13 protein-coding genes are annotated in these 26048 nt (G+C 73.4%); 2 read left to right on the forward strand and 11 right to left on the reverse strand.

Annotation, left to right across the window (positions count from 1 at the left end; translation table 11 throughout):
- Window positions 1–38: 38 nt before the first annotated feature.
- The 9 genes from FYX01_RS17560 to eccD all read right to left on the reverse strand — a co-directional run bounded on the left by FYX01_RS17560 (window position 39) and on the right by eccD (window position 11248).
- Complete coding sequence (locus FYX01_RS17560; protein ID WP_150242683.1) at window positions 39–1709, reverse strand: hypothetical protein; 1671 nt, start codon at window positions 1707–1709, stop codon at window positions 39–41.
- A gap of 69 nt (window positions 1710–1778) precedes the next feature.
- Window positions 1779–2144 carry a hypothetical protein gene (locus tag FYX01_RS17565; RefSeq protein ID WP_150242685.1) on the reverse strand — a complete coding sequence of 122 codons (366 nt, stop codon included), beginning with the start codon at window positions 2142–2144 and terminating at the stop codon, window positions 1779–1781.
- A gap of 51 nt (window positions 2145–2195) precedes the next feature.
- Entirely contained in the window at window positions 2196–2531 is a 336-nt protein-coding gene (locus FYX01_RS17570) for a YbaB/EbfC family nucleoid-associated protein (RefSeq protein ID WP_150242763.1), read from the reverse strand.
- Entirely contained in the window at window positions 2422–5490 is a 3069-nt protein-coding gene (locus FYX01_RS27055; protein ID WP_150242687.1) for a hypothetical protein, read from the reverse strand. The genes FYX01_RS17570 and FYX01_RS27055 overlap by 110 nt, the downstream gene beginning before the upstream one ends.
- 33 nt (window positions 5491–5523) lie before the next feature.
- Window positions 5524–7587, reverse strand: coding sequence for an AAA family ATPase (locus FYX01_RS17580; protein WP_150242689.1), 2064 nt, complete (start codon window positions 7585–7587; stop codon window positions 5524–5526).
- A gap of 119 nt (window positions 7588–7706) precedes the next feature.
- The gene (locus FYX01_RS17585) at window positions 7707–8003 is read right to left on the reverse strand and encodes a WXG100 family type VII secretion target (RefSeq protein WP_150242691.1); all 297 of its coding nucleotides are present in this window, start codon (window positions 8001–8003) and stop codon (window positions 7707–7709) included.
- Window positions 8004–8057: 54 nt separating this feature from the next.
- Window positions 8058–8330, reverse strand: a complete 273-nt coding sequence (locus FYX01_RS17590; protein ID WP_150242765.1) for a hypothetical protein — start codon at window positions 8328–8330, stop codon at window positions 8058–8060.
- A 73-nt stretch (window positions 8331–8403) separates the two neighbouring features.
- Window positions 8404–9846 (reverse strand): type VII secretion protein EccB, encoded by a 1443-nt coding sequence (gene eccB / locus FYX01_RS17595; RefSeq protein ID WP_150242693.1) that lies wholly within the window; start codon window positions 9844–9846, stop codon window positions 8404–8406.
- A 1-nt stretch (window position 9847) separates the two neighbouring features.
- Window positions 9848–11248, reverse strand: coding sequence for a type VII secretion integral membrane protein EccD (gene eccD / locus FYX01_RS17600; protein WP_150242695.1), 1401 nt, complete (start codon window positions 11246–11248; stop codon window positions 9848–9850).
- A gap of 193 nt (window positions 11249–11441) precedes the next feature.
- Here eccD and eccCa point away from each other — a divergent pair, with 193 nt between their 5' ends.
- Window positions 11442–15404 carry a type VII secretion protein EccCa gene (gene eccCa / locus FYX01_RS17605; protein ID WP_150242697.1) on the forward strand — a complete coding sequence of 1321 codons (3963 nt, stop codon included), beginning with the start codon at window positions 11442–11444 and terminating at the stop codon, window positions 15402–15404.
- Window positions 15405–15566: 162 nt separating this feature from the next.
- Here the strand turns inward: eccCa and FYX01_RS17610 are convergent, their stop codons facing one another.
- Entirely contained in the window at window positions 15567–16823 is a 1257-nt protein-coding gene (locus FYX01_RS17610) for a S8 family serine peptidase (RefSeq protein ID WP_150242699.1), read from the reverse strand.
- Window positions 16820–25192: a hypothetical protein gene (locus tag FYX01_RS26225; RefSeq protein WP_223830518.1), complete on the reverse strand. Its 8373-nt coding sequence runs from the start codon at window positions 25190–25192 to the stop codon at window positions 16820–16822. Before FYX01_RS26225 ends, FYX01_RS17610 begins: the two co-directional genes overlap by 4 nt.
- Before the next feature lie 150 nt (window positions 25193–25342).
- Between FYX01_RS26225 and FYX01_RS26750 the strand changes: the two genes are divergently transcribed.
- Window positions 25343–26026, forward strand: coding sequence for a hypothetical protein (locus FYX01_RS26750; RefSeq protein ID WP_223830519.1), 684 nt, complete (start codon window positions 25343–25345; stop codon window positions 26024–26026).
- The last annotated feature ends 22 nt before the right edge of the window (window positions 26027–26048 follow it).

Consider the following 26048-nt stretch of genomic DNA (forward strand, 5'->3'; position numbering starts at 1 on the left):
GTGGCGGGGTGGCGCGGGGGCCGCCCAGCCGGTGGCGGTCAGGAGCAGGACGCGCGTACGGCCGAGGCGGCCACGTGAGCGCTGGTGTGCTCCTGACCCGCCAGGGGGTCCGCACCGGCGTTGGTGAGCTGGACGGTGAACTCCTCCGTCGGCGAGGTGAAGCCGGTCACCTGGACCCAGCCGCCCCGGACCCCGGCCTGGTCGAACCCGAAGACGGCGGCGGCCGACCCCTCGGCCGCCGGGCCGGGGAAGATCTGGTAGCGCGCCTCACCCGGGGCGATCCACAGCGGGCTCTCGTCGTCGGGGACGTGGACGTACAGCTCGCACACGGCCCCCGCCTCCCCGGGGGAGAAGGTCCAGGAGGCGTACTGGCCGTTGCCGCGCTCCGGGTCGCCCGAGACCGGGACGGCCTCGTAGCCGCCGTCGCAGCCCTCCTGCGCGTACCCGCCGGGTCGGGTGGCCCAGCTCCCGGTGCCCTCCGCGCTGTCCCAGCGCTCCGCGTTCGCGTAGGAGCTACCGGGGGTGTCCGGACAGCCGGGTCCGGCGACGGCGAGGAAGGGCTCCGGCTCGGGGGCGCCCGTCGTCGCGACCGCGTCCTCCAGGATGGAGCCCCCGCCCTCCGACGGCTGCGGTTCCGTTCCGGACCGCCCCTCGGTGATGCGCGGTTCGGCCGCCTGCCCCTGGGCGGCGGTCCCCGCCGCGTCGGAGGCGTCGCCGGTTCCGGTGCCCTCCGTCTGCGGGGGAGTGTCTGCCGCGGCGTTCCCGTCGGCGGCGGAGCCCTGGCCCGAGTCCTCCTGTCCCGCGGTCTCGGAACCGGGGGGTTCGGCGTTCTCCGCCGAGCCGTCCTCCTGGGACGCGCCGGTGCCCCCGTCCTCCTGAGCGGTCCCGTCCGCGCCTTCCTCCGGTGCGCCGGCGACCCCGTCACCGGCGTCGGTTCCGGCATCGCCGGTCTCCGCGTCACCGCCGTCGGCGCCCGCGCCCCCGGCCTCCGCGTCCGCGCCGTTCCCGGCGCCTCCGTCGGTCGAGGCGTCCTCGGCGGCCGGGTCCCCGGTGGAGGTTTCTCCCTCCTCGGGTGCGGTGGCCGTCTCCGGGGCCTCCCGCTCGGCCGGTGCGGTCTCCACCGGGGCGTCCCCGCTGGCCGCCGCCGTACCCGGGTCGGGCATCGCCGGAGCGGCCCCCTCGCCCCCGCTCACCTCGGGGACGTATCCGGTCTCCTGGGCCGGGTCTCCCTGCGGCGGGGCCGATCCGGTGCCCGCCTGAGCGACGGAGGCGCCGGACTCGGTGCTCCCCGCGGCCCCGGCCTCCGCGGCGCCGGGGGCCCGGCCTCCGGTCACGTCCGCGCCGGAGGCGAGCGGCACCGACTCCAGGGTCACGCCGGGAACCCCCGCGGTCATGGCGAAGGGGGCGACGACCATCAGCAGTCCGGCGATGGCCGCGCCCGCCAGGACGGGCCTGCCCGGGCGGTCCAGGGCCTCCTCGGCGGCCTTCGGCGCGGAGGGCTCCTGGACCGCTCCCGTGATCCGGGGACCGGTCCGGGCGGCGGTCTCGGCCGCCGTGTCGGGGGCGGGAGTGGGCGGGGCCGGGGGCGCGTCCCCCGGTCTTCCGCCGGGGGACGCGGCAGCGTCGCCGCCGGAGGGCGCCGACCGGAAGCCGGCCGGCGGGACCGGGCTTCCGTCGGTTCCGCCGCGCGCCTGCGCGCTCTCAGACATCGGGTCTCCTTCTCGGGGGAGGCCCGGGGAGGCCGCGCTCGCGGCCGGCCGGGCGGGTGGGGGTGGAGGTCACCTGCGGCCTCCGTCGCCGGGGGTGCCGTCCGTGGGGCCGATGCCCGAGGCGATGTCCTCGTTGCCGCTCTCGGCGCGGCCGTAGTTGGCCCCGGTCTCCTGCGTGTAGTCGGCGATGTCCCTCTGCGCCTGCACGAGGAAGTCCATGTACTTGTCGATGAGCTCGGACAGTTCGCCCAGGGACTTCTCCATGCTCTCGGCGAACTTGTCCCCCTCGCCCCACACCTTGCCCAGGGCCTGTAGCTCACCGCGCGCCCACAGCTGGAGCTCGCGGGTGTAGTCGGCGGCGTCGTGGATACTCGATCCGTCCCTGGTCAGGCCCTCAGGGAAGGCGAAGACGCCTCCGCCCGGCCGGTCCGTCATGCTCGTGTCCTCTCCTGGAAGGGTGTCTGTACGGGGTGGGAGAAGGCCGGGCTACCGCGGGCCCTCCGGAGGGATGCCCAGGCGGTCGAGCAGTTTGTGGGGGTCGAACCCCTCGCTCAGGGCCTCCTCCGCGTCGATTCCCTCCGGAAGGAAGGGACCGTAGGCGAGGGCGACGCGCCCGGCCATCTGCTTCCGCGCGCGGTTGACCACGTCCGTCACCGCGGCGGCGAGTTCGGTGGGGGCCATGTCCCGGTAGGCCTGGCTGTGGAACTTCAGCTCAACCAGTTCCCCCGTCGCGTCCACCTTCGCCCCCACGAGCCTGTTCTTGGCCACGACCTCTTCGGTTGCCGACTCCAGGCTTGCGCTTGCGTCCGCGAGCCTGTCCATCGTCCTGTGAAGCTGTGCCAGTTCCTCTTCCATCCGGTCCTGCATCGGCGAACTCATGCCGGGGTGCTCCCTTCTTGTTCTGGCCGGGGACGGGCCGCCCCAGTACGGACTGCTGCCGGTCGGACGAGGTCCCCCAGACCCGCTCGTCCTCCGCGAGCCAGGTCGAGCGCTGCCGGTCGCGGTTGTTGTCGCCCCCGCCGCCCCCGCCGCCCATGCCTCCACCCATGCCGCCCATCATGGGCGGCATCATCGGCATGCCGGGAGCGGTGGCGTCGGCGGAGGAGCCCGGCGGCGTCTGGCCGCCCGCGGCGCCCACGGAGCCTCCGGCGCCCTGTCCCCCGGCCGCGCCCGGAGGGCCGCCCGCCTGGTACTGCCCTCCGCCCGGGGCGGAGAACAGGGAAGAACGGTCGGCCGTGCCGGGGGGGTGCCCCGATCCGCTGCCGTCGGACGGGCCGGAGCCGAGGCCTCCGTAGTTGAGTCCGAAGTCCTCGGAGCTCTCCAGGGGCGGGACCTCGTAGTCGGACGGCAGGAGGGGGCCGTTCTCGCCGAAGCCCGTGGTGATGGGTTCCCCGGTCTCGGGATCGATCGGGTAGGGAAGGCCGGTGTCCGGATCGGTGACGTAGGGCTCGCCGGTGATCGGGTTGACGGGGGGCGAGTCGGATCCGTAGTCGGTGGGCAGGCCCGGGACGTCCGACAGTCCGGAGAGGTCGCCGTACCCCGGGACGTCCGACAGCCCGGGGGTGCCGCCGTAGTCGGTGGGCAGGCCGGTGTCGGGGTCGAAGTTGATCGGTAGCCCGGTGTCGGGGTTGTGGGGCAGGCCGGTCTCGGCGTCGACGGGGTAGGGCTCGCCGGTGGCCGGGTTGACGGGGGGCGAGTCGGATCCGTAGTCGGTGGGCAGGCCCGGGACGTCCGACAGTCCGGGGAGGTCACCGTAGCCGGGCGGTACCGTCATGTCGCCGTAGTCGGTGGGGAGTCCGGTTCCGGGGTCGATGCCGACCGGCTGCCCGGTGACGGGGTCGATGGGTAGGACCTGGCCGGTGTCGGGGTCGAAGTTGATCGGTAGCCCGGTGTCGGGGTTGTGGGGCAGGCCGGTCTCGGCGTCGACGGGGTAGGGCTCGCCGGTGGCCGGGTTGAGGGGCAGCCCGGTCTCGGGGTCGCGTTCCAGGGAGCTGCCGGTCTGTCCGGCGGGGACGGGCTGCCCGGTGACGGGGTCGATGGGTAGGACCTGGCCGGTGTCGGGGTCGAAGTTGATCGGTAGCCCGGTGTCGGGGTTGTGGGGCAGGCCGGTCTCAGTGTCGACGGGGTAGGGCTCGCCGGTGGCCGGGTTGAGGGGCAGCCCGGTCTCGGGGTCGCGTTCCAGCGAGCCGTCGTAGGGAAGGCCGCCGCGCCGCCCGCCCGTACCGCTCCCGGAGGGCCCGTTCGGACCGACGGGTCCGCCGAGGCCGAGTGGCGGGAAGGCCCCGTTGCCCGGGTCGGGGTTGGCGTCCGTCCCGAGGGAGGACACGGGCGGTACCTGTGTCGGGTCGAAGGTGTTGTTCCCGGTCGGGTCGCCGCCCGGTCCGCTGAGGTTGAGCGGGGGCGGGGTGCCGGAGCCGTCGCCGCCGAGGCCGGACGGGTCGCCGCCTCCTGGGCCTGAGCCGGTGAGGTCGAGGGGGCCGCCGTTACCGGTGTCCGGTCCGCTGAGGTCGAGGGGGCCGCCGTCGCCGGTGTCCGGTCCGCTGAGGTTGAGCGGGGGCGGGGTGCCGGAGCCGTCGCCGCCGAGGCCGGACGGGTCGCCGCCTCCCGGGCCTGAGCCGGTGAGGTCGAGGGGGCCGCCGTCCCCGTAGAGGTTCTTGAGCCAGTCGGGGGTTCCGTCGCTGTCTCCGTAGGTGTTCGGCGGTCCGTCTCCGTAGAGGTCGTCAAGCCAGTCCGGGACGCCGTCCCCGTTCTCGTCACCGCCTCCGCCCGGGCCCGGTCCGGGCCCGGAGTAGCCGGGCGGCAGACCGCCGATGGGCTCCTTGATGGGCTGCAAGCGGGTGGACGTGCCCTGGTAGTGGGACACCATCGCGGTGTACAGGTCGTTGGCGGCGGTGAGGACCGGCTTGTAGTTCTCCAGCCAGCGGTTCTTCAGAGTGTTGTTGATGTTGGTGTCGGTGACTCCGTCGCCGACGATCCCGTACGTGGGAGGGTCTTTGTGGTAGCGGATCTCGAACTGCTCGCGGCTCTCGTTCCACCTCTCGGTCCCCGCGGACACGTTGACGTACCAGTCGTCGAGGGTGCCCTTGATCGTGGCGTTCGGCCCGGAGAACGCCTGGTTCACGGCGGAGACCAGGGCGTTCATCTTCTCCAGCAACGGGCCGCGGAGGTTGTTGATCTCGGGGTGGAAGCGGTCCAACTGCATGTTGAGGTTGGCCAGCCGTGCGGCGAGGTCGTACAGCCGTGCGGCGTAGGCTCCCGCGGCGGAGCCCTGCATGGCGCTGTCGGGGACGTCGATGCTCTGGTAGGCCTGCAGGAGCCCGGTTTCCTTGTTCTCGACGTAGCTCTTCAGGAAGTCGTCCAGACCCGCCATGCTCACCGAGACGTCCCAGATCGTGCTCTGGTCGTAGGAGGTGGAGGCGAGGTTCCCCGAGGCGATGGCGGCCACGTCCGTCAGGTCCTTCAGCCCCCTGAGGAACTTGGCCTCGACCGAGTCGTCCCCGGTCCACAGTTGGTCCTGCATCTTGTAGCCCGAGTAGTCCCAGCGGACGGTGTTGTAGACGACCTGGCCGTTGGACGCGGGGACGTTGCGCGGGAAGCGCCACCACCGGTCCACGTCCTTGAAGTCGAACCCGTGGATGAAGTGGTCCGTGTAATAGAAGTGGTAGCGGCCCAGATCGACCCAGGGCGGGTCCAGGATCGTGTCCGTGGAGGGCATGCTGGGATGCTCGCCCCCGTCCTCCAGGTCGGCGAAGATGTTCAAGATCTGGTGCAGTTCCGGCATTCCGCCCTCCTCCTGTGCCCGGGTCCCGTATGCCTAGGACTCGTCGTCCGTTTCACCCGCGGGTTCTTCGTTGCCGTAACCGTTGCCGTAGCCGTAGCCGCTGCTCGTGCCGGCCGAGGGAGAACCGATGAGGTTGACCACATCCTGGGCACTGAGCTTCTGCTCGTCCTCCAGGTTGACGAAGGCGCTCATGTTCTCGTGGAGCCTGTCCTCGATCAGGCCGAGTTCGCTCTCCAGGTCGGTGAGGATGCTGTAGAGGGTCGCGAGGGACGTGTCGATCTCGGAGGAGAGGAGCCCCGCCGACTCCAGGAACTTGGCGTTGCCGATGAGGATGTGGTGCTGGGCGCTCTCCCCGCTCCCACCCGCGTTCTGGTAGGGGGCGAACCGGGTGACCTCCTCGCTGACCCGTTCCCGGAGCGGGATCACGAACTTCTTGCGGAAGTCCTTGAGCTGGTCGAGGTCGATCCTGGTGGCTTCGCCGCTTTCGCCCTTCTCGTTCCCGCTGCTCTCCTCGTCGTCCTCGCTGTCCTTGCCGTCTTCCTTGCCGTCTTCGTCCCCGTCCCCGTCGCCGCCGTCGCCGTCCTCGTCGCCGTTGGCCTCCTCGCGGCCCTGGTCCCAGTCGTCCTCCCCGCGGTCTCCGTCTCCGTCGCCGGGGACGTGGTCGACCAGGGCCTCCATCGGTTTGTCGGCGGTGCCCGGGATCGGTGTGGTGGGCGTGTACTCCCCACCTGGTGTCACGGGGCCGTCGGAGGCCTCGCCGGGAGTGTCCTGCTCCTCCGGAGGAGTGCTGGAGAGCGGAGGGGTGAGGGGGGACAGCGGGGTACCGGGGGTCTGGGTGGGCGTGCCGTCGGGGGACCCGGCGGTCTGGGTGGGCGTGCGCGGTACGTCGCCGGAGGTCCGGCCCCCGTCCGCGCCGTCGCCTCCGGAGCTTTCCTCGTCCGGCCTGCCGGATTCACCGGTGCGGCTGTCCCGTCCCGCCCCGTCCTGGCCCGGCCCATCGCTCCCGGGACCGTCCCTCTCGTCCGGGGCGCCGTCTCCGTCGGACTTCCCAGAGACGGTGATCAGACCCGTGTCGGGGTCGACCTCCACGTCCCCGTCGCCCGGGTCGAGGGTCACCTCGCCCGTCTCGGGGTCCAGGGCGAGCCTCAGGTCGCCGATCTCGATAGTGGTGGGAAGGGCCTTCTCGCCCTCCTCGGGTTCGACCGTGTCGATGCCGACGGTGCCCGTCTCCGGGTCGATGGTCAGCAGGAGGGTCCCGGTCTCGATCGTGACCGGGGCGGCCTCCGGGTCCAGGGGCACGTGTCGGTCACCGGGCTCGATCGAGACCGTGCCCGTGTCCGCGTCCATGACGAACTTCAGGTCGCCGGCCTCGACGGTGGTGACGCCCGTCTCGGGGTCGAGGGTCACGGCCGGGGCGCCGGCGTCCCCGTCCTCGGCACCGGACTCCTCGTGCGCGGGGTCCTCGGTCCCGGCGGAGATGGGGACGGCTTCGGCCACCGGTTCACCGGAGCCGGTCCGGGTCCCCTCCAACAAGGGTTCCCGCGATGCCTTGGGGGCGTGGTCGTGGGTGGAGAGGGGTTCGGAGGCCAGCGCCGTGGTCCCGCCGGTGAACGCCGGCTCGGACGTGGCCGCGGGTTCGACGGGCGCGGCCGTTTCCCGCGCGGCCCCCGGCTCGGCCGGAACCGAGGCGGTGCGGGCCTCGGCCCCCCGGAATTCCTGGCCGGAGACGTCCCCGGTCTCCGGCTCGGCCACGGACACGGTGCGCGTGACCTCCTCGCCGGGGAGCAGGTGTGGGGATGCGGTGTCCGTGTCCCCTCGGGGAGCGAGGAGCATCACGCCGTCGCCGTCGGCGGTGACCCCGGTTCCGGCCGGGTCGAGCACCGCGTCCTGCGTGGCGGTGTCCACCTCGACCGAGGCGGGGCCGTGCCGCAGCAGGAGCAGTCCGGTGGACAGGTCGACACTGATCGGCGCCGCGTCCGCGCGGCTGGCCGTGGAGGGGGAGTCCTGCTCCCCGGGAGCGGGCTCCTCCTCGGTGCGGAGGGGTTCGGGTTCGGCCCCTGAGAGGGCAGCACGGAAGTCGAAGAGGGGGGACTCCACGTCAGGACCTCCTTCACCGCCCTCGGGGCGGTCGTTCGTCGATTCTCACGGCCGTGTGGCCGGGACGGGCGCCCCCGGAGGGGAGCGGCGGGGCGCCCGCCCCTGGGAGGGGGAGCGGCCTACATCAGCGCCTGCCACTTCATGGCCTCGCGCCCGTCGGTGGCGGTGTAGTTGGTGCGGATCTCGTTCAGGGCCTCCTGGGCCTTGCCCAGCAGGAACTGCATGTCGGCGACGTTGTTCCGCCAGGAGGCGACCTTGCGGTCGTACTCCGTGGCCATGTCACCTTCGAGGTCTGCCTTGACCGCCTGCATCTGCGCGTCGAGCGTGTCGATCTGGTTCCTCACCGCCGCCGTTTGGGTGCTCAGCGTGGTGGAGCCCTCGTCGACCTGGGCGTAGTGGACGTCGAACCCGTTCATGGTTCCGCCTTCCGGAAGAGGTGTTTCTGGGAGTGGGGGACCGGTGGCCCGACCTCAGCCGGCCTGGTTCGGGTTGAGCTGGCTGATCCACTGCGAACCGTCGATGACCGCCTGGTCCTCGACGGCGTGCATGGCCCGGACGGTGCCGCCGAAGGTGCCGATCATCTGGTTCATGTCGTTGGTGATGAGCCGCAGCTCCTCCAGCCAGAGGATGACCGCCTCGCTGTACCTCTCGGCCGCGGGCCCCTTCCAGGCCTGGCGCAGCCTGTCGCGGACGTCGTCCACGTTGGTGTAGATGCTGTTGCAGCTGGTGTGGGCCTCGCTCATCGCCTCCCGGGCGATGAGCTGGGCCTCCTCTGTGGTCCGTGTCCTGGCTGCCACGGGGTCTCCTCTGTTCGGTTCACTGTGGACACTCGGCGGCCCCGCCCGTGGGCGGTGCCGCCAGCGGAAGGGCCGCGGCCTCCGGGTCGAGCAGCGGCCCGGTGGGCAGCAGCCGCAGTAGGGACGTCGGCACCGGGACGGCCTGGCCCGTGCCGTAGCCGAGCGCTGTCACGGCGCCCTCGTCGGCCGCGGGGTACTTCGCGGCGCTGTCGGTGACGAGGTAGTGGGTGGGGGAGGAGCCGCTGCCGCCCACGGGGCGGGCCGCGGCGAGAGCTCCGTGGCCGGAGGGGACGCCGACCAGGTCGGGGGTGGGGCAGCCCGGGGTGATCGAGGGCCTCTCCTGCACCGGCCACGCCTCCACTCCGGCGGGGTCGTCCATGGTCAGCGACAGCGAGCCGTCAGCGGCCAGCCGCAGGCACGGCACGCGGGCACCGGTCTCCACCAGGTCCGGAGGGGTCGCGGGGAGCAGTTCCTCGCGGGGGCCCGGATCGTCGGCCAGCCGGGTGTGCGCCTCGCCCGCCGGGAGGGGGAGGGCCTCGGGAGGCGCGTCGCGGTAGGCGGCCCCGGAGGTGTCGGGGTCGGCGAGCAGCAGCAGCGCCTGGGTGGTGGAGAGGGGGACGAGCCCCTCCCGGGCCAGCAGGTAGTGCTGGTCCTCCTGGCCGGTGGCGGACACCGCGAACACCTGGCCCACGCGCCGGGGCCCTCCCGCCAGCGTGCCCGCGTCCTCGCCCGCCCCCGGGACCTCCGGGGCGGTCAGGTCGGGGGCGGTGGGCACGGCGTTGAGGAAGGCCGGCGTCACGGGCAGCACGCCGCTCGTTCCGTAGCCGAGGGCCTGGACCGCGCCGCCCTCCTCGTCCAGACGCAGACGGCTCCCGTTCCAGAGCAGATGGGGGGTGCCGTCGGGGCCGGACACCAGGACGGCCTCACCGCCCGCGGGCGGACTCGGCTCGGGGGCCGGGCCGATCGTCAGGGCGGTGCGGCCCCGCTCGTCCTCCGCCGGAACCAGCGCGCACAGGCGCCACACCGACGAGGCCATCGCCTCGGCCCCCGGAAGCGCGCCGGGCGCGCCCGCGATCCCGACCGGGCCGCCCACGGGGACCCCCTCCAGCGACCGGGCCGAGACCAGGCTGACGTCGGCCTCGGCGCCCTGGATCAGCCGGGCCGAGGCGTGGTTGTCCACGGGTCGCAGCACTCCGGCGGAGTAGAGGTAGGAGGCACCGCTGTCGCGGTCCACGATCAGGCGGCCCTCCTGGCGCCAACTGGTCGCGCCCCCGGGGAAGACCAGTCCGAAGACCAGGAACCCGACGCACAGCACCGCGGCGATCGCGATGCCGATGTAGGTGCCGGTGCGGGTGCGGCGCAGGGGGGCGTCGACCGCGTCGGGGTCGCCCTCCAGCATGGCCGTGCCCAGACGGCCCACGGTGAAGTTGTAGGCCATCACCCTGTCGCGACGTGACTGCATGTCAGCCGCCGATCCCGCGCAGGAGGGAGAACACGCCGAACCCGGCCAGGACCAGGGGCACGACCGCCACCGTCAGCAGCGACTGGATGATCTCGGCGGCCCGGCCCCAGTGCGGCAGGGGGCGCGTGCCCGGCAGGTTCCACGACACCACGGCCAGCACCGCGGAGGCGGCGAACAGGCCGGCCAGGGCCAGCAGTCGGGGCAGGGGGGCGGCGGTCCACACCAGGACGAGCACCAGCGCGGTCAGCCCGGCCCAGGGGGGAGCGACCACGAACGCCCGCTGCCAGGCGCCGGCCAGGCCCCGCGACTGGAGGAGCATCACCAGCGCCAGCACCACGCACAGAGTCACCGGCACCCACCCGGGGGAGGCGGCGAGCACGGTCAGGCAGACGGTGAGGACGGCGCCGGTGGAGGCGTACAGGGCGGTCTGGAACCGGTCGGCCAGGGCGGCGCGGTCCAGGACGGCGCGCGCGGGGAAGGGATCGATCCCCTCCTGGAGCTGTTCGGGGTTCGACGGCAGCGGCGGCAGCCTCAGACCGGAGAGGCGGAAGGCCAGCTGGGGGGCGAACGTGCCGGTGAGCAGGGCCACGAGCGCCACCAGGCCCGACACCGCCGGAACGGTGGCGCCGGGCAGGAACATCAGGGACAGCGCGCCCAGCGCGCACAGCACCTCGACGGTGAACAGCCCGGCGAAGAAGGGCACCGAGCCCGCCACGGCGGCCAGGCCCAGCACGCTGGCCCCGGCCGCGGTCACCGAGCCCGTCAGCACCATCGCGCCGGTCAGCGCGGTACCCGGCTCCCCCGAGGGCACGGCCGCCCCGGCGACCGCCATGTACAGGGTGGCCGCCGTGGCGAGGCCGGTGGCGGCGGACAGGTCGCCCATGGCGCGTGAGGCCGCCCAGGCCGACAGCAGCATGAGGGCCGCCGAGCAGGCGGCGGACAGCGCCGTCATCGCTCCGGAACCGCCGCTGGCCAGGACGGTCAGGCCGGTGAGCAGGACGACCAGGCCCAGGGTCTGGAGCATGGCGCGGGTGGCCTCGGGGCGCCACCGGTCCGGGCGGTCGCCCATGCCGGTCGCGACGCCGTCGGTGAGGTCGTCGAAGTGCACCGGCGGCAGCTGGTCGCGGCGGGGGCGCAGGTACAGGGTCTCGCCGTGGCACAGCCCCAGGGAGCGGAGGGTCTCGTCCTCCTCCAGGGGTTCGTCCCCCAGTTGCTGGAGGACCCAGCCGTCGTGTTCCAGACCGCTCTCGTCCAGGTCCTCGCCGTTGTCACCCTCGGCGTACAGCACGAGGGTCGGCAGGATCTCGGAGAGGGGGACCTCTGTGGGCGCCGCGATCTCGAAGGAGCGCCCTGGGGCTCGGATCAGCAGGCGGCACAGGTCCGCGGACGCGGCATCGTTCATCGGGACCCATCATGCGGCGGGGGTTCGTGACAGGGGCGGAAGTGACGCTAACAGCCCGTGGGCCCTTTTTGGAGGTGTGTTGTTTTAAATTTTGTTGTTTGTCACTTTGGTTGGCAACGGTAGTGTTCTGGTCGCGGTGTTGGTGTCCACACCCGGCCGCATCCGCGTTCCCGGCAAGGGAGGACCCCGACCTGTGAGTACGATCCTCGTCCGCCGCCCCCCGCGGCGCCCCGGACCGGACCTGCCCTCCGGGGAGGTCACCCTCCAGGAACCCCCGGAGCTGCCGGAGCCGCAGTCCAACGTCTCGGCGGTGTTCACCTACCTGCCGATGGCCATGACCTCGATGGCGATGGTGCTGCTGTTCGTCCGCCCCGGCGGCTCGGGCGGCACCGTCATGCCCTACCTGGCGGGCGGCATGATGCTCGTGGGCGCCGTGGTCATGCTCGGCGGCCAGTACGTGCGTGCCCTGCTGGAGCGCCGGCGCCAGCTCAACGACGACCGCCGCGACTACCTGCGCTACCTCAAGCAGATGCGCGTCCGCCTGCGCGAGGTGGTCACCGAGCAGCGCGACGCCATGCTCTGGCGGGCGCCCCACCCCGACGCCCTGTGGTCGGTCGTGCGCACCTCCCGCCTGTGGGAGCGGCGGTCCGCCGACGAGGACTTCGCCGAGGTGCGCGTGGCGGTGGGCGAGCAGGCGCTGGCCATGTCCATCTCACCGGTCTCCTCCAAGCCGGTGGAGGACCTCGAACCCCTCAGCGCGCACGCCCTGCGCCGCTTCATCCGGGCCTACGGCACCGTCGAGGACCAGCCCGTCCAGGTCTACCTGCGCGGATACGCCCGCATCACCATGCGCGGCGACCTGGACGCCAGCCGTGCCCTCGTCCGCGCCCTCCTCGGCCAGCTCATCGTCTTCCACGCGCACGACGAGCTGCGGGTCGCCGTGTGCGCCTCCGACGAGGCCCTGCCCCTGTGGTCGTGGGCCAAGTGGCTGCCCCACAGCCAGCACCCCACCGCCCGCGACGGCGCGGGCCCGGCCCGGCTGCTGTGCGGTGACGCGGTCGGACTCGAACAGCTCATCGGCGCCGACCTGGCCGACCGCCCCCGCTTCGACCCCACCGCCGTCCCCAGCAGGGAGGAGCCCCTCACCGTCATCGTCGTGGACGGCGGGCGCATCCCCCCGGGGTCGCGCATGCTGGGCGGCGGGTACCGGAACGCGGTCGTCATCGACGTCGCCGACCCCATGCCGCCCGAGGACGATCCCTACACCCTGGCCCTTCGGGTGGAGGCCGACCGCCTCGTGATGCTCTCCCGGGACAACAGCGGACGCGACACCGAGGAGGTGCTGGGCCGGCCCGACGCCCTCAGCCCCTCCCGCGCCGCCTCCCTGGCCCGCCTGCTCGCCCCCTACCGGGTCGGCGTGGCCGTCGAGGTGACCGAGCCGCTCACCACCGACTTCGAGCTCACCACCCTGCTGGGCATCTCAGACCTGCACGGCCACGACGCCGAGCGGATGTGGAGCGAGCTGCACGCCAAGGACCGGCTGCGCGTGCCCATCGGCATGACATCCGACGGCGCGCCCCTGGAACTGGACCTCAAGGAGTCGGCGCTGGGCGGCATGGGCCCGCACGGCATGCTCATCGGCGCCACCGGGTCGGGCAAGAGCGAGCTGCTGCGCACCCTCGTGCTCGGCCTCGCCCTGACCCACTCCTCGGAGACCCTCAACTTCGTGCTCGTCGACTTCAAGGGCGGCGCCACGTTCATCGGGCTCGACGGCCTGCGGCACACCTCCGCGCTCATCACCAACCTGGCCGACGAGGCGATCCTGGTCGACCGCATGCAGGACGCCCTGCACGGCGAGCTCGTCCGCAGACAGGAGCAGCTGCGCGCCGCCGGGAACTTCAGCTCCATCCACGAGTACGAGAAGGCCCGCGAGTCCGACCCCTCCATGGAACCGATGCCCACGCTGTTCGTGGTCGTCGACGAGTTCAGCGAGCTGCTCGCCGCCCACCGCGACTTCATGGACCTGTTCGTGATGATCGGGCGCCTGGGCCGCAGCCTCGGCGTTCACCTGCTGCTGGCCTCCCAGCGCCTGGACGAGGGCCGCATGCACCAGCTGGAGGGCCACCTGTCCTACCGGGTCGCGCTGCGCACCTTCTCCGCGATCGAGAGCCGCGGAGTCCTGGGGGTCCCCGACGCCCACCAGCTGCCCTCCGCGCCCGGCAACGGTTACCTCAAGACCGACACCGAGACCCTCACCCGCTTCAAGGCCGCCTACGTCTCCGGCCCCTACCGCGTCAGGCACCGGGCCGTCCGCAGGAACAGCGCCGGGGGAGAGGTGGTGCCCTTCGCCGACACCCCCGTGCTCACGAGCGCCCCCGAACCCGAGGAGCCCGTGGAACAGGAGCGGGAGGAGAGCACGGAGAGCCTCCTGGCCACCGCCCTGTCCCGGCTGTCCGGGCTGGGTCCGGCGGCGCGCGAGGTGTGGCTGCCACCGCTGGACGTGCCGCCGCTCGTGGACGGACTGCTCGCCATGACCGGGACCCGCGTCCCCGAGGGCGCTCTGGCCTGGAACGACAGGGGATCCCTGCGCGTACCGCTGGGCGTCGTGGACCGGCCCTTCGAGCACAGGCGCCTGCCCCTGGTCGCCGACCTGTCCGGGGCCGGGGGGCACGTGGGTGTCGCGGGCGGTCCCCAGAGCGGCAAGAGCACGATGCTGGCCACGCTCATCCTCACCCTGGCGGTGCGCAACACCCCCGCCCAGGTGCAGTTCTACGGGATCGACTGCGGTGGCGGCGTCCTGACCTCCCTCAGGAACCTGCCGCACATGGGCAGCGTCGCCGTGCGCACCGACGAGCGGCGCATCACCCGCACCGTCATGGAGATGAACGAGCTGCTCACCCGGCGCGAGGCGCTCTTCGCCGAGCACGGCGTCGACTCCATGGGCACCTACCGCAGGCGCCGGGCGGCGGGGGAGTTCGCCGACGAACCCCACGGCGACGTCTTCCTCGTCATCGACGGCTGGGGCACGATCCGCCAGGACTACGTGGACCTGGTGGGGCCCATCGTCCAGCTCGTGCAGCGCGGCCTGAACTACGGCCTGCACGTCGTGGTCGCCTCGCCGCGCTGGGCCGACTTCCACACCGGCGTCCGCGACCTGATGGGGACGCGCTTCGAGCTGCGGCTGGGCGACCCCGTCGACTCGCTGGTCCACATGCGCGCCGCGCAGACCGTCCCGCGCGTCCCCGGCCGCGGCATCACCGAGGACAAGCACCACTTCCTCACCGGACTGCCCCGCGCCGACGGCAACGCCGACGCGCTCTCCCTGTCCGAGGGGATGTCCGAGCTCGTCGAGCGCGTACGCGCGGCCTGGACCGGTCCCCAGGCCCCGCCGGTGCGCACCCTGCCCCCGACGCTGCGCGCCGCCGAGCTGCCCGGGTCCGAGCTGACCGAGGCGGGCGGCCTGAAGGTACCCATGGGGCTGGAGAGCCGTCGGATGCAGCCGTTCTGGCACGACTTCGGTACCACGCCACACCTGCTCGTGGTCGGCGACACCGAGGCCGGCAAGACGACACTGCTGCGGCACATCACCAACGCGATCCGCGACCACTACGGTCCGACCACAGCGAAGGTCGTGCTCGCCGACCAGCGGCGCCAGCTCTACGACGCCGTGCCCAAGGAGATGCAGCTGGGCTACGCGGTCTCGGGGGAGAACGTCAAGGAGATGATGGCGGCCGCCGCGCAGGCGATGAAGGTGCGACTGCCCGGGCCCGACATCACCCCCGACCGGATCCGCAGGCGCGACTGGTGGACCGGCCCCGAGCTGTTCATCGTCATCGACGACTTCGAGATGGTCTCCGGCAGCGGCCCCAGTCCGCTGGCCCCGCTCCTGCCGATGCTCGCCCAGGGTGCGGAGATCGGCCTGCACGTGGTGCTCGTACACGCCGCGGGCGGCTTCAGCCGCGCCTCCTCGGACCCCGTCATCCGGACGCTCATCGACTCCAACACGCCGAGCATCCTGCTGTCCTGCCCGCCTTCGGAGGGGATGCTGTTCGGCAACATCCGGCCGCGGACGATGCCTCCGGGCCGCGCCCTGTGGATCTCCCGCCGCGACCCGGTGGAGGTCCAGCTGGCCGTGGCCGAGGGCGTCGAGGTCTGAGCGGCGGGGGAACCCGGCGGGACGGGGCCGCCAGGACGGTCGCCCGCACGCGCCGCTCCGGCGGTCCGGACGGCGCACCGACCGAAAGGGATCCCGGGACCGGTTCTCCGGATCGCGGGTCAGAACCCGGGCGCCGCACCGGCGACGGTTCCGGCCGAACCCCTACGACAGCGGCTCGCCGGGGGCGGCGGGCCGCCAGCCCCGGGCACGTCCGCGCCTGAGCACCGCACCGCCCAGGACGCACAGCACGATGAGCAGGAGCGAGCCGCACACCACGACCGCCGTGGCCGGGGCGTCCACCGAACCGTGCGGTGAGGGGTCGGGCACGAACCCCTCGCCCGCCACACCGGCGGCGGTCCCGCCCGGAGCGGTGGCCATGGCGCCCAGGGGGTCGACCCGTCCGCCGCCCGCCAGCGGGTCCGCGTCCCCCAGCGGCGAGGAGTAGGCGGTGGAGACCAGCCGCTCGCGCACCTGTGCCGCCGTCAGGTCCGGTTCACGCGCCATGAGCAGCGCGGCGGCCCCCGCGACGAACGCCGCCGCCACACCGTCGCCCGCCGTCACCACGTGGCCGCCGCCGGGGCCCGTTCCCACCACCCGGTCGCCCGGCGCCGTCAGGTCCACGCGTGCCAGATCACCGGTGGGCAGGACCAGCGGTCCCTGGGCCACCGGAGCCCCCTCCACGCCGTGGGCGGCCACGCTCAGCACCGACGGGTCCTGGGAGGGGTGGCCCGGCAGCGGGCCCTGCGTCGTGGGCACCGTGGCCGGCGCCACGACCAGTGCGTCGGCCTCGGCCGCGTCGGCCACCGCCGCGTCCAGAGCCGCGGAGCCCTCCCACGCGGCCGTGCCCACGAGGACCACGCGGGCCCCGGACCCCACCGCGTTCCCGATCCCGGCGGCGATCGCCTGGGCCGGGGCCAGGCCGGTACCGGTGTCCCCCGTGGGCACCACGGTCACCGAGGCTCCGGGTGCCACCCCGACCAGGCCGCTCCCCTCGACGTGACGGGCGGCGACCACGCCGGCCAGGGACGTACCGAACCCCAGGCAGTCGGCCGACTGGCCGCCCTCCACGGCGCCGGCCAGAGCGGGTACGCCGCCGTCCACCTCGGTGGCCAGCACGGCCACGCGCACACCCTGTCCGGTGCTCAGCTCGTGGGCGTCGGACAGGCCGAGGAAGTGGTGCGTCCAGGGGGTCTGCTCCACGACGTCGTCCCCGACGGCCGCGCACGGCTGGTCGCCGCCCTTGAAGGGATGGACCTGCGTGAGCGCCACGGGGCCGTCGGGGCTCCGGGCCGCCGCGGGTGCCGCCAGGACGGGGGCCGTCAGACCGGGGGAGACGAGTGCGAGGGCCAGCGCCGCGGTGGCGCGGACGGCCGCGCGCCGCCGGGCGCGCACCCTCCCCGGATCGGTGTGTGCGGTCACCTGCTGTGCGCTCCTGACTGTTCGGGCCCGTTCCCGGGGAGGTTCGGCGCCGGTACGGGGAAGACGGGGTTCTCCCCCTCCGACGGTGAAGGGGGCAGCGGGACGTCCTCGGGGGACTCGGTGGCCACGGGCGGCTCCGGATCCGTCCCGGCCGGTGGCGGGTCCGTGTTCCCGCCGGTTCCGGCGGGCGCGGCGGCTCCCCCGGATCCGTTCCCTCCGGCGGCGCCCTCGGGTCCGGTCCCCGGTGTGCCGGTCGGATGACCCGGACGCGACCCGGGCGTGTGGGAACGCGGTGGTGGAGGAAGCGGCGGAAGCGGTGCCGGAGGCGCCTCCGGCACGGGAGTGTCGGCGGTGCCGTGCGTCCGGTCGCCGACAGGGGAGGCGTCGTCCTGCTGTTCCCCCGGGGGCGCCTGGTGGACGGGTGTCCCGCCGACGGGCGCGGTTCCGTCCGTGGACGTGCCGGCGGTCCCGGGCCGCTGGTCCCCGGCCGGTGCGGGTAGCGGGGAGGCGGTGGTCGGCGGACGGGCGTCGCCGCTGGTGGTCGTGGGCATGGGCTGCTCCTGGTGCGCCGCGGGTGGCGAGGACGAGGAGGCGGCCTCGTGCGTGCCGCCTCCGTCCGGCACCGAGGGGTGCAGCGCGGAGGTGAAGACGTCGAGGAGGCTAGGGGGATCGTACTCCAACATCTCGTCACCGACCGGCGGGGGCGGTTGTCCGAGCCCCACGGTTTCGAAGAACCGGTTCCACTCCCCGGACGACCTCGTGCCCGGGCCAGGGGGGTGCGCGTCCGTGGGCTCCCACCCGGGAGGGAACGTGGGCTCCGGCCCGGGGTCGGGATCGGGCGCGGGTCCGGGTGCGGGTACGGGTGCGGGTACGGGCCGCGTGCCGCTCCGCTCGGTCTCCTCCGGATCGGTCTCCTTCGGTCGGATGTTGAGGTCCGAGCCGAGCCTGTCCAGGAGGTTCGGGCCGGTGCCCCGCTGACCGGCGCCCCGGTCGGGCAGGGGGACGGCGTCGGGATCGGCCGCGGGGTCGTCGGCGTTCGGTCGCGGGGGCGGCGGGGGCTCCTCCTCGATGGTGTCGAGGGAGGGGGCGCTCGCGGTCCGGGGCCGGGGCGGGGACGAGGGTCCGCCCAGGCCGTCGCGCAGTGCGCGGAGTGACGCCTCCCAGGTCCTCTCGGCGCTGTTGAACTTCTCCAGCCGGTCCTGGTAGGCGGCTTCGAGGTCGTCGTAGCGCTGCCGGACGTCCGGGTCGTCCGGGGAGGCGACCCGGTCGGCCGCCGCCTTGTCCAGCGGGAGGCGGGCTTCGAGGTAGGCCTTCTCGGCGGCGCCGAGCGCCTTCTGGTCGTTGGCGAACCGCTCGGTCAGGGGGCCGATCCGGGTGGCGTCGCCGGGGGTGAGGACACCCAGTTTCACCGCGTCGCCGTGGGAGACCCAGACGGTCACCGGGGCGGAGGTCTCGCCCCACTGCCACCGCGCGGGCCGCTCCGGTACGGGGGAGGGGGTGTCCCGGCCGCCGAACGCGCCGCGTGTCTTGGCCGCGGTGTACTTCCCGGCCGCGGCGAACTTGTTCCCGACGTACTTCACCGCGCGCTTGTACGCCGGCCCGCGCAGTTCGGACCGGGCGCCGATGGCCCAGCGGGTGTCGATCTCCACGAGGTAGGCGGGACCGGTGCGGACGCGGTCGGAGTGGGGCGGCTCCTTCGGCCTGCTGCCCCGCGCGGTGTCGCCGCCCGAGGTGGAGGACCCCGCGGTGTTGGCCGAGCCGTGGTGCGTGGCCGTCGTCGGCGGGCCCGTTCCGGTACGGCCCGAGGGGCGCGCGTCCATGCCCATGGTCGTCGTGGACGACTGGTTGCGGGTCGGGGAGAACGTCCTGCCCGTCTCCGAGGAGTCGGTCAGGCGCATGTTCGGGTTGTAGTCGACGATGCGCGCCGAGCCCGGGTCGGGCGCGGCCCGCACGCCCCACCTGGTCCGGCCCATCTGGATCAGTTCGGTGCCCGCTTCGGCGTGGGCCCCGGGGAAGAGGGCCTTGAGCGCGATCGCGTTGAGGGAGTGGTCGATGGCGTTGTTCCGGGAGTTGAGTCCCAGCTCGTCCGCCGCGTACTCGCCCGCCCGCCTGACGGCCTCCGGGGTGTAGCGCCCGTCGCGTACGGAGCCCTCGGGCGGGGTCCAGCCCAGCGACTTGGCTACGACGACGTGCCCGAGGTCGCGGACGTCCTGTCCGCGGTTCCCGACGGCCGCGGGCAGGACCACGGCGTCCTCGAAGCCGCTCCGGGACCGCGGGTCGTTGGCCCTCGACCAGTTCCGCAGCATGTCGCCGATGGAGGCGTGGTGCTCGTCGGAGGGGTTCTCCGGTGCGGTCGGGTTCCCTCCCCGCCGGCCGCCGGCGGTCTCCCCGGCGGTGCCGTCCCCGCCGGCCGACAGGTCGAGGTAGGGCGTCGGGTAGAGGGCCTCCACCCTGCCCGAGCCGCCGGTGCCGGTGAAGTCCCGCCGCCCGCCCGGTCCCGGGCTCTCGCCCGTCAGGGTGTTGGCGAACCCCTGTTTGTTGGATATGTGCAGGTCGATCGTCAGCCGCGTGTCCGACGACACCCGCGCGTAGGGCGTCTCCATGGTCAGACCGACGGCGCGCTTGTCCGTGTTCCTGGTGCTCCCGCCCTCGCCGTGCGCGTTCGCCGAGGAGGCGTCGCCGTACAGCCCCATGAGGTAGGGGCGGCTCGACGGCGTGGTGCCGCCGGGCTGGTCGCCCCCCGACCGGGGCAGCGGCGTCAGGAGCGCGCCCTGCGCGCCCGCCGACACGGAGCTCTCGCTGCCCTCGTGGACCCTGTCCCCGTCCTCCCAGCCCTGCTTCTGCCGGTACTCCGTCTTGCCGCCCAGGTACTGGACCTCCGTCTCCCCCCGGTCGAGCCGCAGGTTCACCGTGGCGTCCAGGGACAGGGGCGCGGTCGTCGGAGCGTTGAGGTCGCCGATCGAGTGGCCGATGGGGCGGACCTTCACCGGTACCGGCGCCCCGGTGCCGGGGTTGAGTCCCAGGGGGGAGCTGAGGGTGTGCAGGATGGTCTCCCGGCTGTCCTTGGTCAGCTCCCACCCCTGCGAGGCCAGGTCGTTGGCGAGGTTCTGGAGCGCCCGGTCCGGGTCGGCGGGCCGTACCAGCTTGCCGGAGTCCTCGAAGCCCGGGCGCGGGCGCACGGACCGCGGTGCTTCCGGCTCGGGCTGGGGGACGCGGACCAGTCCGTCGCCGGTCTCCACGACCCTGTCCTCTACCAGGCCCGCCTGGTGGGCGTCGCGGATGTGGACCAGCCCGGTGACGAGGTCGCGTACCTGCGCCTCCCAGCCCCGGTAGCGCGCGGCACGGGGGATCGTCGGCCCGATGCTCCAGTTCTTGGCGAACTCCATCGCCTGGGTCACGCGCCCCGAGGCGGAGAACGCGTACGACATCGGGATCTTGGGGTGGAACTCGACCGCCTCGGAGAACTTCGACGAGGGCTTGGTGTTCGTGTGGCGGTCGAGGAGGCTCCTGCCCGCGGACGGGCCCAGCTGGACCAGGGGCGCCCCCGCGGAGTCGGGCGCGGGCTCGGGGGCGGTGCCGTCGGCGGGCTGGCCGGTGCTCTGGACGGGGTTGGGGTTGTACCGGCCCCCGCCCGAGGCCAGGACGGTCAGGTCCGTCCTCCTCCCCGCCCGGGTGAACACCTCCAGGTTGTTCTTGCCCTTCCAGACGATCGCGCCGTCGGACTGCTCGAAGCGGTCGACGGAGTCGATGTCGAACCGGGTGGACGTCGTCGCGCGGACGTGGTGCGGGGAGAGCGGTCCGCCGCTCATCTCCGTGCGCGTCCGGGCGCCTCCCGAGGACCGCAGCGCGGGGTTTCCCGCGAGGTTCTCCGGGGAGAGGGCGTTCTCGTAGAACTGCCTGCTGCCCTGGCCCCGGACCAGGAAGTGCCGCAGCTTGCGCTCGAACCCGAACCTGCCGGGCGTGCGCTGGACGCCGCCACCCGCCTCCCAGGGCGGGACCGAGGAGAAGTTCTCGTAGGCCGCGTCGAGCAGGCTGCCCACCCGGTTGCCGTCACCGGTGCTGAACCGGGTGTTGACGTGTTCGATGGTGGCGCCTAGGTCGCGAATCAGCGCGGCTCGACGCTGCTCGGGCGTACGCGTGCCTGCGTCGTCGTCCGGAGTGTTCCGGTCCTGGTTCTGGGCGCCGGGGTCCGGCGCCGGGGTGCTGTGCGCGTGCGTCGGCGCCTGGCCGGTATCGGGCCGGGCCCCGGTGTTCTGCTGCCCGTCGCCGCTGCCCCGCTGGCCGGTACCGGTGGTACCCGTGTTCTGCTGCCCGTCGCCGCTGCCCCGCTGGCCGGTACCGGTGGTACCCGTGTTCTGCTGCGCGGTGCCGGGGACGCCTCCGCCCGGTGGCTGGTGGTCCGGGCCCCGGCCGAACCAGCCCCTGACCGTCCCGGTCACGTCGCGCCGTTTGCGTACCCTGTCCGGCTCCGGACTCGTGTGGCCGTCGATCATCGCCTTGGCCCGGTCGACCGGTATCGGCTGGATCCGGGTGGCCCGCGGGGGAGCGCCGTCCCGCCCGTTCCGCCCTCCGTCCGGAACGCCCTTGGCCGTGTCCATCGTCGCCAGCGCCTCGACCGGGGCGTTCAGCAGGTCGGTTCCGCGGTCGGCCAGCGGTGTGTCACCGCCCAGGACCATGCCGAGGTCGTCGTTCTCGTAGAGCTTCGCCGAGAATCGGACCGTGGAGTTCCAGACACTGGAGTCCTCCGCGTACTGGATGATCTCCTCGCTCTGGGTCTTGACGCCCAGGCCCCGGCCCTCTCCCCTGGTACTGCTCAGCTGACCGGAGACCGAGAGGACACCTCCGTCGCGCGGGTTCTCTGCCGCGTCGACGGCGTCGGTCCTGCGGATGTAGGCACCGGTGGTGAGCCGCACCGTCTTGCGTGTCTGCCTCCCGTCCCCGGTGGTGCGCTCGGCCGCGCCCGTGTACTCGCCGCCGGTTCCCCTCCGGGTCTCCCCCGTGTGCTGGAGGGAGGAGAAGTCCGCGGTGACGCGCACCGAGACGAACGGGGGGCGCAGAACGTCCCCGCCCGGTCTGAAGAGGGCGCTGGGGTCGAACCTCCCCGTCTCGATCAGGTGGATGGGCTGGCCGTGCAGCGTCAGGTCGTCCGTGCCGCTCTTGAACACCGACGCGGAGATCGCGTCCATGACCCTGTGGGTGTTGAAGACGGCGGCGCCGTGGTCGCGCCGGAAGGGGCGGTGCTCGTGCGTGGAACCGGTGAGGGGGCCCGTGTTCTCGTGACCGGGCCGCCTCGCGAAGTTCCTGGAGTCCCGTGCCAGTTCCGGCAGCACCAGGCCCGGCCGCTTGTCGGCCAGCCCCTGCAGCACCTCGTACGCGATCTGTTGGTAGATGCTGCGCTGGTGTCCGTCGACATCGTGGTACTGGCTGCCGTCGGGCCAGGTGAACTCGCGCGGCACGGCCCCGTGGAAGGTGACCGGCCGGTCCTCGGCCAGGTTCGGCCGGGGCGGCCGCAGGACCGGGGGCCGTGTGTCCCCGCGCTGCCCTCCTCCGGCCCCCTGGTCCCCGGTCCGTTGGTCGTCGCTCCGCTGGTCGCCCGGCGCGTCCGCGGTGCTCCCCGCTGCCCGGACGGGAGCGGGCACCTTGTCCGAAGGCTCGTCTCCGCTCAGCATGCGGGCTTCCTGGACGGTGAGGATCTCGACGGTGTCGCCCTGGAAGCGGTACACCGTGGGATCGCCGTCGAAGTGCACGTAGTAGTTGCGCTGGACGTCGTAGGCGGACGTCTCGGCCTTGCTGCCGTAGTTCATGCGGTTGGCCGAACCCGAGGACGACCGTGAGCTCTCCTCGGTCGACCGGCCGCGCACTCCCCCCTCCACGGCCAGCGCGTCGACACGGGCCCTGCGGGAGCCGCCCGTGACCCCGGCGTCGACGCTGACGCCCGCCCCCAGGGTCCCGCCGAGGACGTCGCTGTGGCGGAGTGACGAGCCGCTCTCACGTTCGGCCTTGTTGCCCTTGACGTACTTCCCGGGCGGGATGCTGTGGGACTTGGCCCGGTAGGAGGTGGGCACGGACCGGATGCTCACCAGACGGGGCGTCCCCGAGGGGTCGGTGACGGGGAAGACCGCCGGACCGGAGGTCATCTTCGGCAGGTTGTTGCGCACGGACCTGGGCGAGAAGGTCTCCCCGACCTGGTCGAGGAAGGCGTCCATCCTCTGCTGCCTGCGCTTCTCGACGAACGCGGGAGTCATCTTGTCGAGCATGGGCCGCCACCACCCGCGGTCCTGCTCGGGCGACCAGAGGCGGTCGGCGATCCAGTCGGGGAAGGCCTTGTCCGAGGAGCCGTCACTCGGACGGATGTCGCCCACCGACACGGGGTGGCCCTTGTCCGCGTGCGGACCCGCGGGCCCGGCGTCCTCGTCCCGGCCCCGCTGGTGGTCCTCGGTCGCGAAGGGGTCGCGCAGCCGGATCGACCGCGGACCGGCGTTGGGTACGACCTTGCCCGGCAGGACCAGGAGCACTCCGTTCGGGGAGTCCGACCGAGCGCTCACGCCGCGGTTCGCGGGGCCGTCGACGTGCCCTTGTCCGTCCGCGGTCGCGGGCACGGGGGACAGGTCGAGGGACATGGCCAGGTCGGAGGCGTAGACCTCCGGCTTCCCCTTGATCTCGTAGCTGGTGTACCCGTCGTGGAGGCTGGCCGTCGTCTCCCCGCTCTGGCGCTGGCGCGTTCCGCCCGAGAAGCTGACGGAGAACCGGGGGCCGATGTCGGTGGCGCCCACCGTGCCGAGGAGCAGCGGGGAGACCTGGAACCCCAGCCCGACGAACTTGTTTCCGCCGTGACCGCCGCTTCCCTCGGCGGGGTTGGCCTCTCCCGCCTCGTCCACCAGCTTCAGCTCGGGGGCGGCCGGGCCCCGCTCCGTTCGCGTGGGCGCGTGGTGGAAGCCATCACCGGAGGGCCGCAGTCTCACGTTCGCCCGCCACGTGGAGCCGTCCGCGTCGGTGACGGTCGTGGAGAACCCGTCCGGTCCGAAGAACACGCCCATGTCCCTGCGCGCCTGCCGGGCGACCTGTTCCCTGACCGCGTCGCGCGTCGTGGCGCCGGCGTGTCCCGTGTCGCCGGTGAGGGCGTCGTCCACGAACGCCTGCAGGTGCTGGGCGTGGACCATGCTCGCGTTCACCAGGCTGGACGTCAGCAGGTAGGAGAGGTCGTAGCTGTCGTCCCGCGAGCGGTCCGGTGTGACGGAGCCCGGATAACGGGGGTCCGGCGGCGTCTCTCCCCGGCTTCCCCCGGTGGTGTCCGCACCGTCGGGGCGAGGGGGAGGAGGAACCGGGGACACCTCCGCGTCACCGGATGGCGGGGGTGGCGGTCGCCTGTCGGGGGGTGAGGGGGGTGGTGTTTCCGGAGCGCGGCCGTCGGTTCCGCTGTCGGAGCCGAGGTCGGTGTCGGCTTCGGTGCCGGGGCCGAGGTCGGGCAGCGTTGCCCCCGGTGCCGTGCCGTCGGTCTCGGCCGGAGCGGGTCCGGGAGACGGAGGCGGGCTCTCCTCCCCCTGGGCGGTCCGGGGCGTCCCGGTGCCGGTCGGTACGGGTGTCAGTCCGGGCCCCTCCGCGGACCCGCCGGTCGCGGTGGGTCGGGGCCGCGGCGGGCCCTCCGGCCCCGCCGGAATGCCGTCCGTGTCCCTGGGGGGACGCTTTTCGGAGGCGCTGCTGGAGGTGCCGCTGCTCGTGGCGCGGGTGTCGGCGCCGTGCTGGTGCGGTCGGCCGCCTCCGTTCCCTTCCGGCGGCGGAGAGGGCGGGGGGTTCTGGTTGCCGCCGGGTGCGGGCACCGGTGCCGTCGGGATGTGCGGCGTCTGCTGCGGTGGCATGAACAGGTGGTGACCGGGCGGCTTGGGGTCGTAGACCGGCTCGGGACCCGGGTCGTGCTCCTGCTCCGTGTTGTCCCGGTCGGACGAGGCGTCGCCCTTCGGCGCCTGGTGGGACGGGGACGCGGGGGAGGGCTGTTGCTCCGGCGCGTCCGGTTGCCGCCCGGTGCCGTGCGGCGGAGGAGGTGCGGACGTCTTCTCGTCCGTGTGCTGTCGCGTCCCGGTGACGGGGGTGTCCTGGTCGGTGTCCTCCTGCTGGGAGCCGTCGTTCCCCGGGGCTGTGGCCGTTGTCGTGCTCTGGCCGGATCGCTCCGCGGTTGCCGCGGGGGCGCCCCGGTCGCCGCCTCCCCGCTGACCGTCGGTGTCGTCGGGGGACGCGTGGTTTTCCGGGTTCCCGGCGGACGAGGACTGCCCGACGGTCGGAGGACCGCTGTCGCCGGAACCCGGAGGCTGCCCCGGAGGGCTGTCGGCGCTGACCGGAGCGGGGGGAACGGACTGGTCCGAACCCGGGGGCACGGACCGGTTCCCCGGCTCCGGCCCGTTCCCGGGGGGAACGGGGACGGTACCCGTCCGCGTGTTCGTCTCCGAGTCGGTCTCCGGTGCCGGGAGAGGGGCTCCCGGGCCGGGGACGTTCTGTTCCGCGTCGGTGTCCGTGGTCGCTTCGGTGTGGGTGGGGACGATCTCGTTGAGGAAGTAGACGGTCAGTGGTGGGTTGTTCGGGCCTGGTGGTGTTGTTCCGGGGAGGAGGGGGTGGTTTCCGGGGGTGAGTGTGGGGTGTTTGGGGTCGGGTGGGCCGAGGGGGTTGAACGGGTCTTTCTGGGCCCAGGGGGGTTTGAGGGGGTCGGAGAGCGGGGCGTGGGTGTTCTCGTCGTCGTGTACGCGGGGGGCGGTGTCCGGGGTCCGGTCGAGGTCGTCGAGGTCGTCGGGGTCGTCGGGGTCGTCGGGGTCCCCGAGTACGGAGTCGGTGTCGGATCCGCTGTCGCTTTCGGTGTCGCTGACCAGGTCGGGAACGTCGTCGACGTCGGGGACGGGACCGTCGCCATCACGGTCACCGGAGCCGTCCTTGACGGGGGCCGGGGCCCCGCTGCGGTCGGCTGCGTCATCCTCCCGACCTGTCCGGTCACCGGGTCCGCGGTCGCCCTCTCCGCCTGGACCGCCTCCGGAGAACCCCTGACCGATGCCGTTCCCGGCGTTCGGAACACCGTGGCCTCTCTCAGGAGAGGGACCGCTCTCGTTCTGGGCGGTGGTCGGTGGTGTGTGGGGTGGGTTGTTGAGGAGGTCGAGGGTGGTGAGGGTGGTGTCGGTGGTGCTTTGTTGGATGCCTGCTTGGCTGGCTCCTGCGGTGGCTGACCAGAGGGAGGCTTCCCAGCCG

It is taken from the genome of Nocardiopsis quinghaiensis, from assembly GCF_008638365.1.
Classification (GTDB): Bacteria; Actinomycetota; Actinomycetes; order Streptosporangiales; family Streptosporangiaceae; genus Nocardiopsis; species Nocardiopsis quinghaiensis.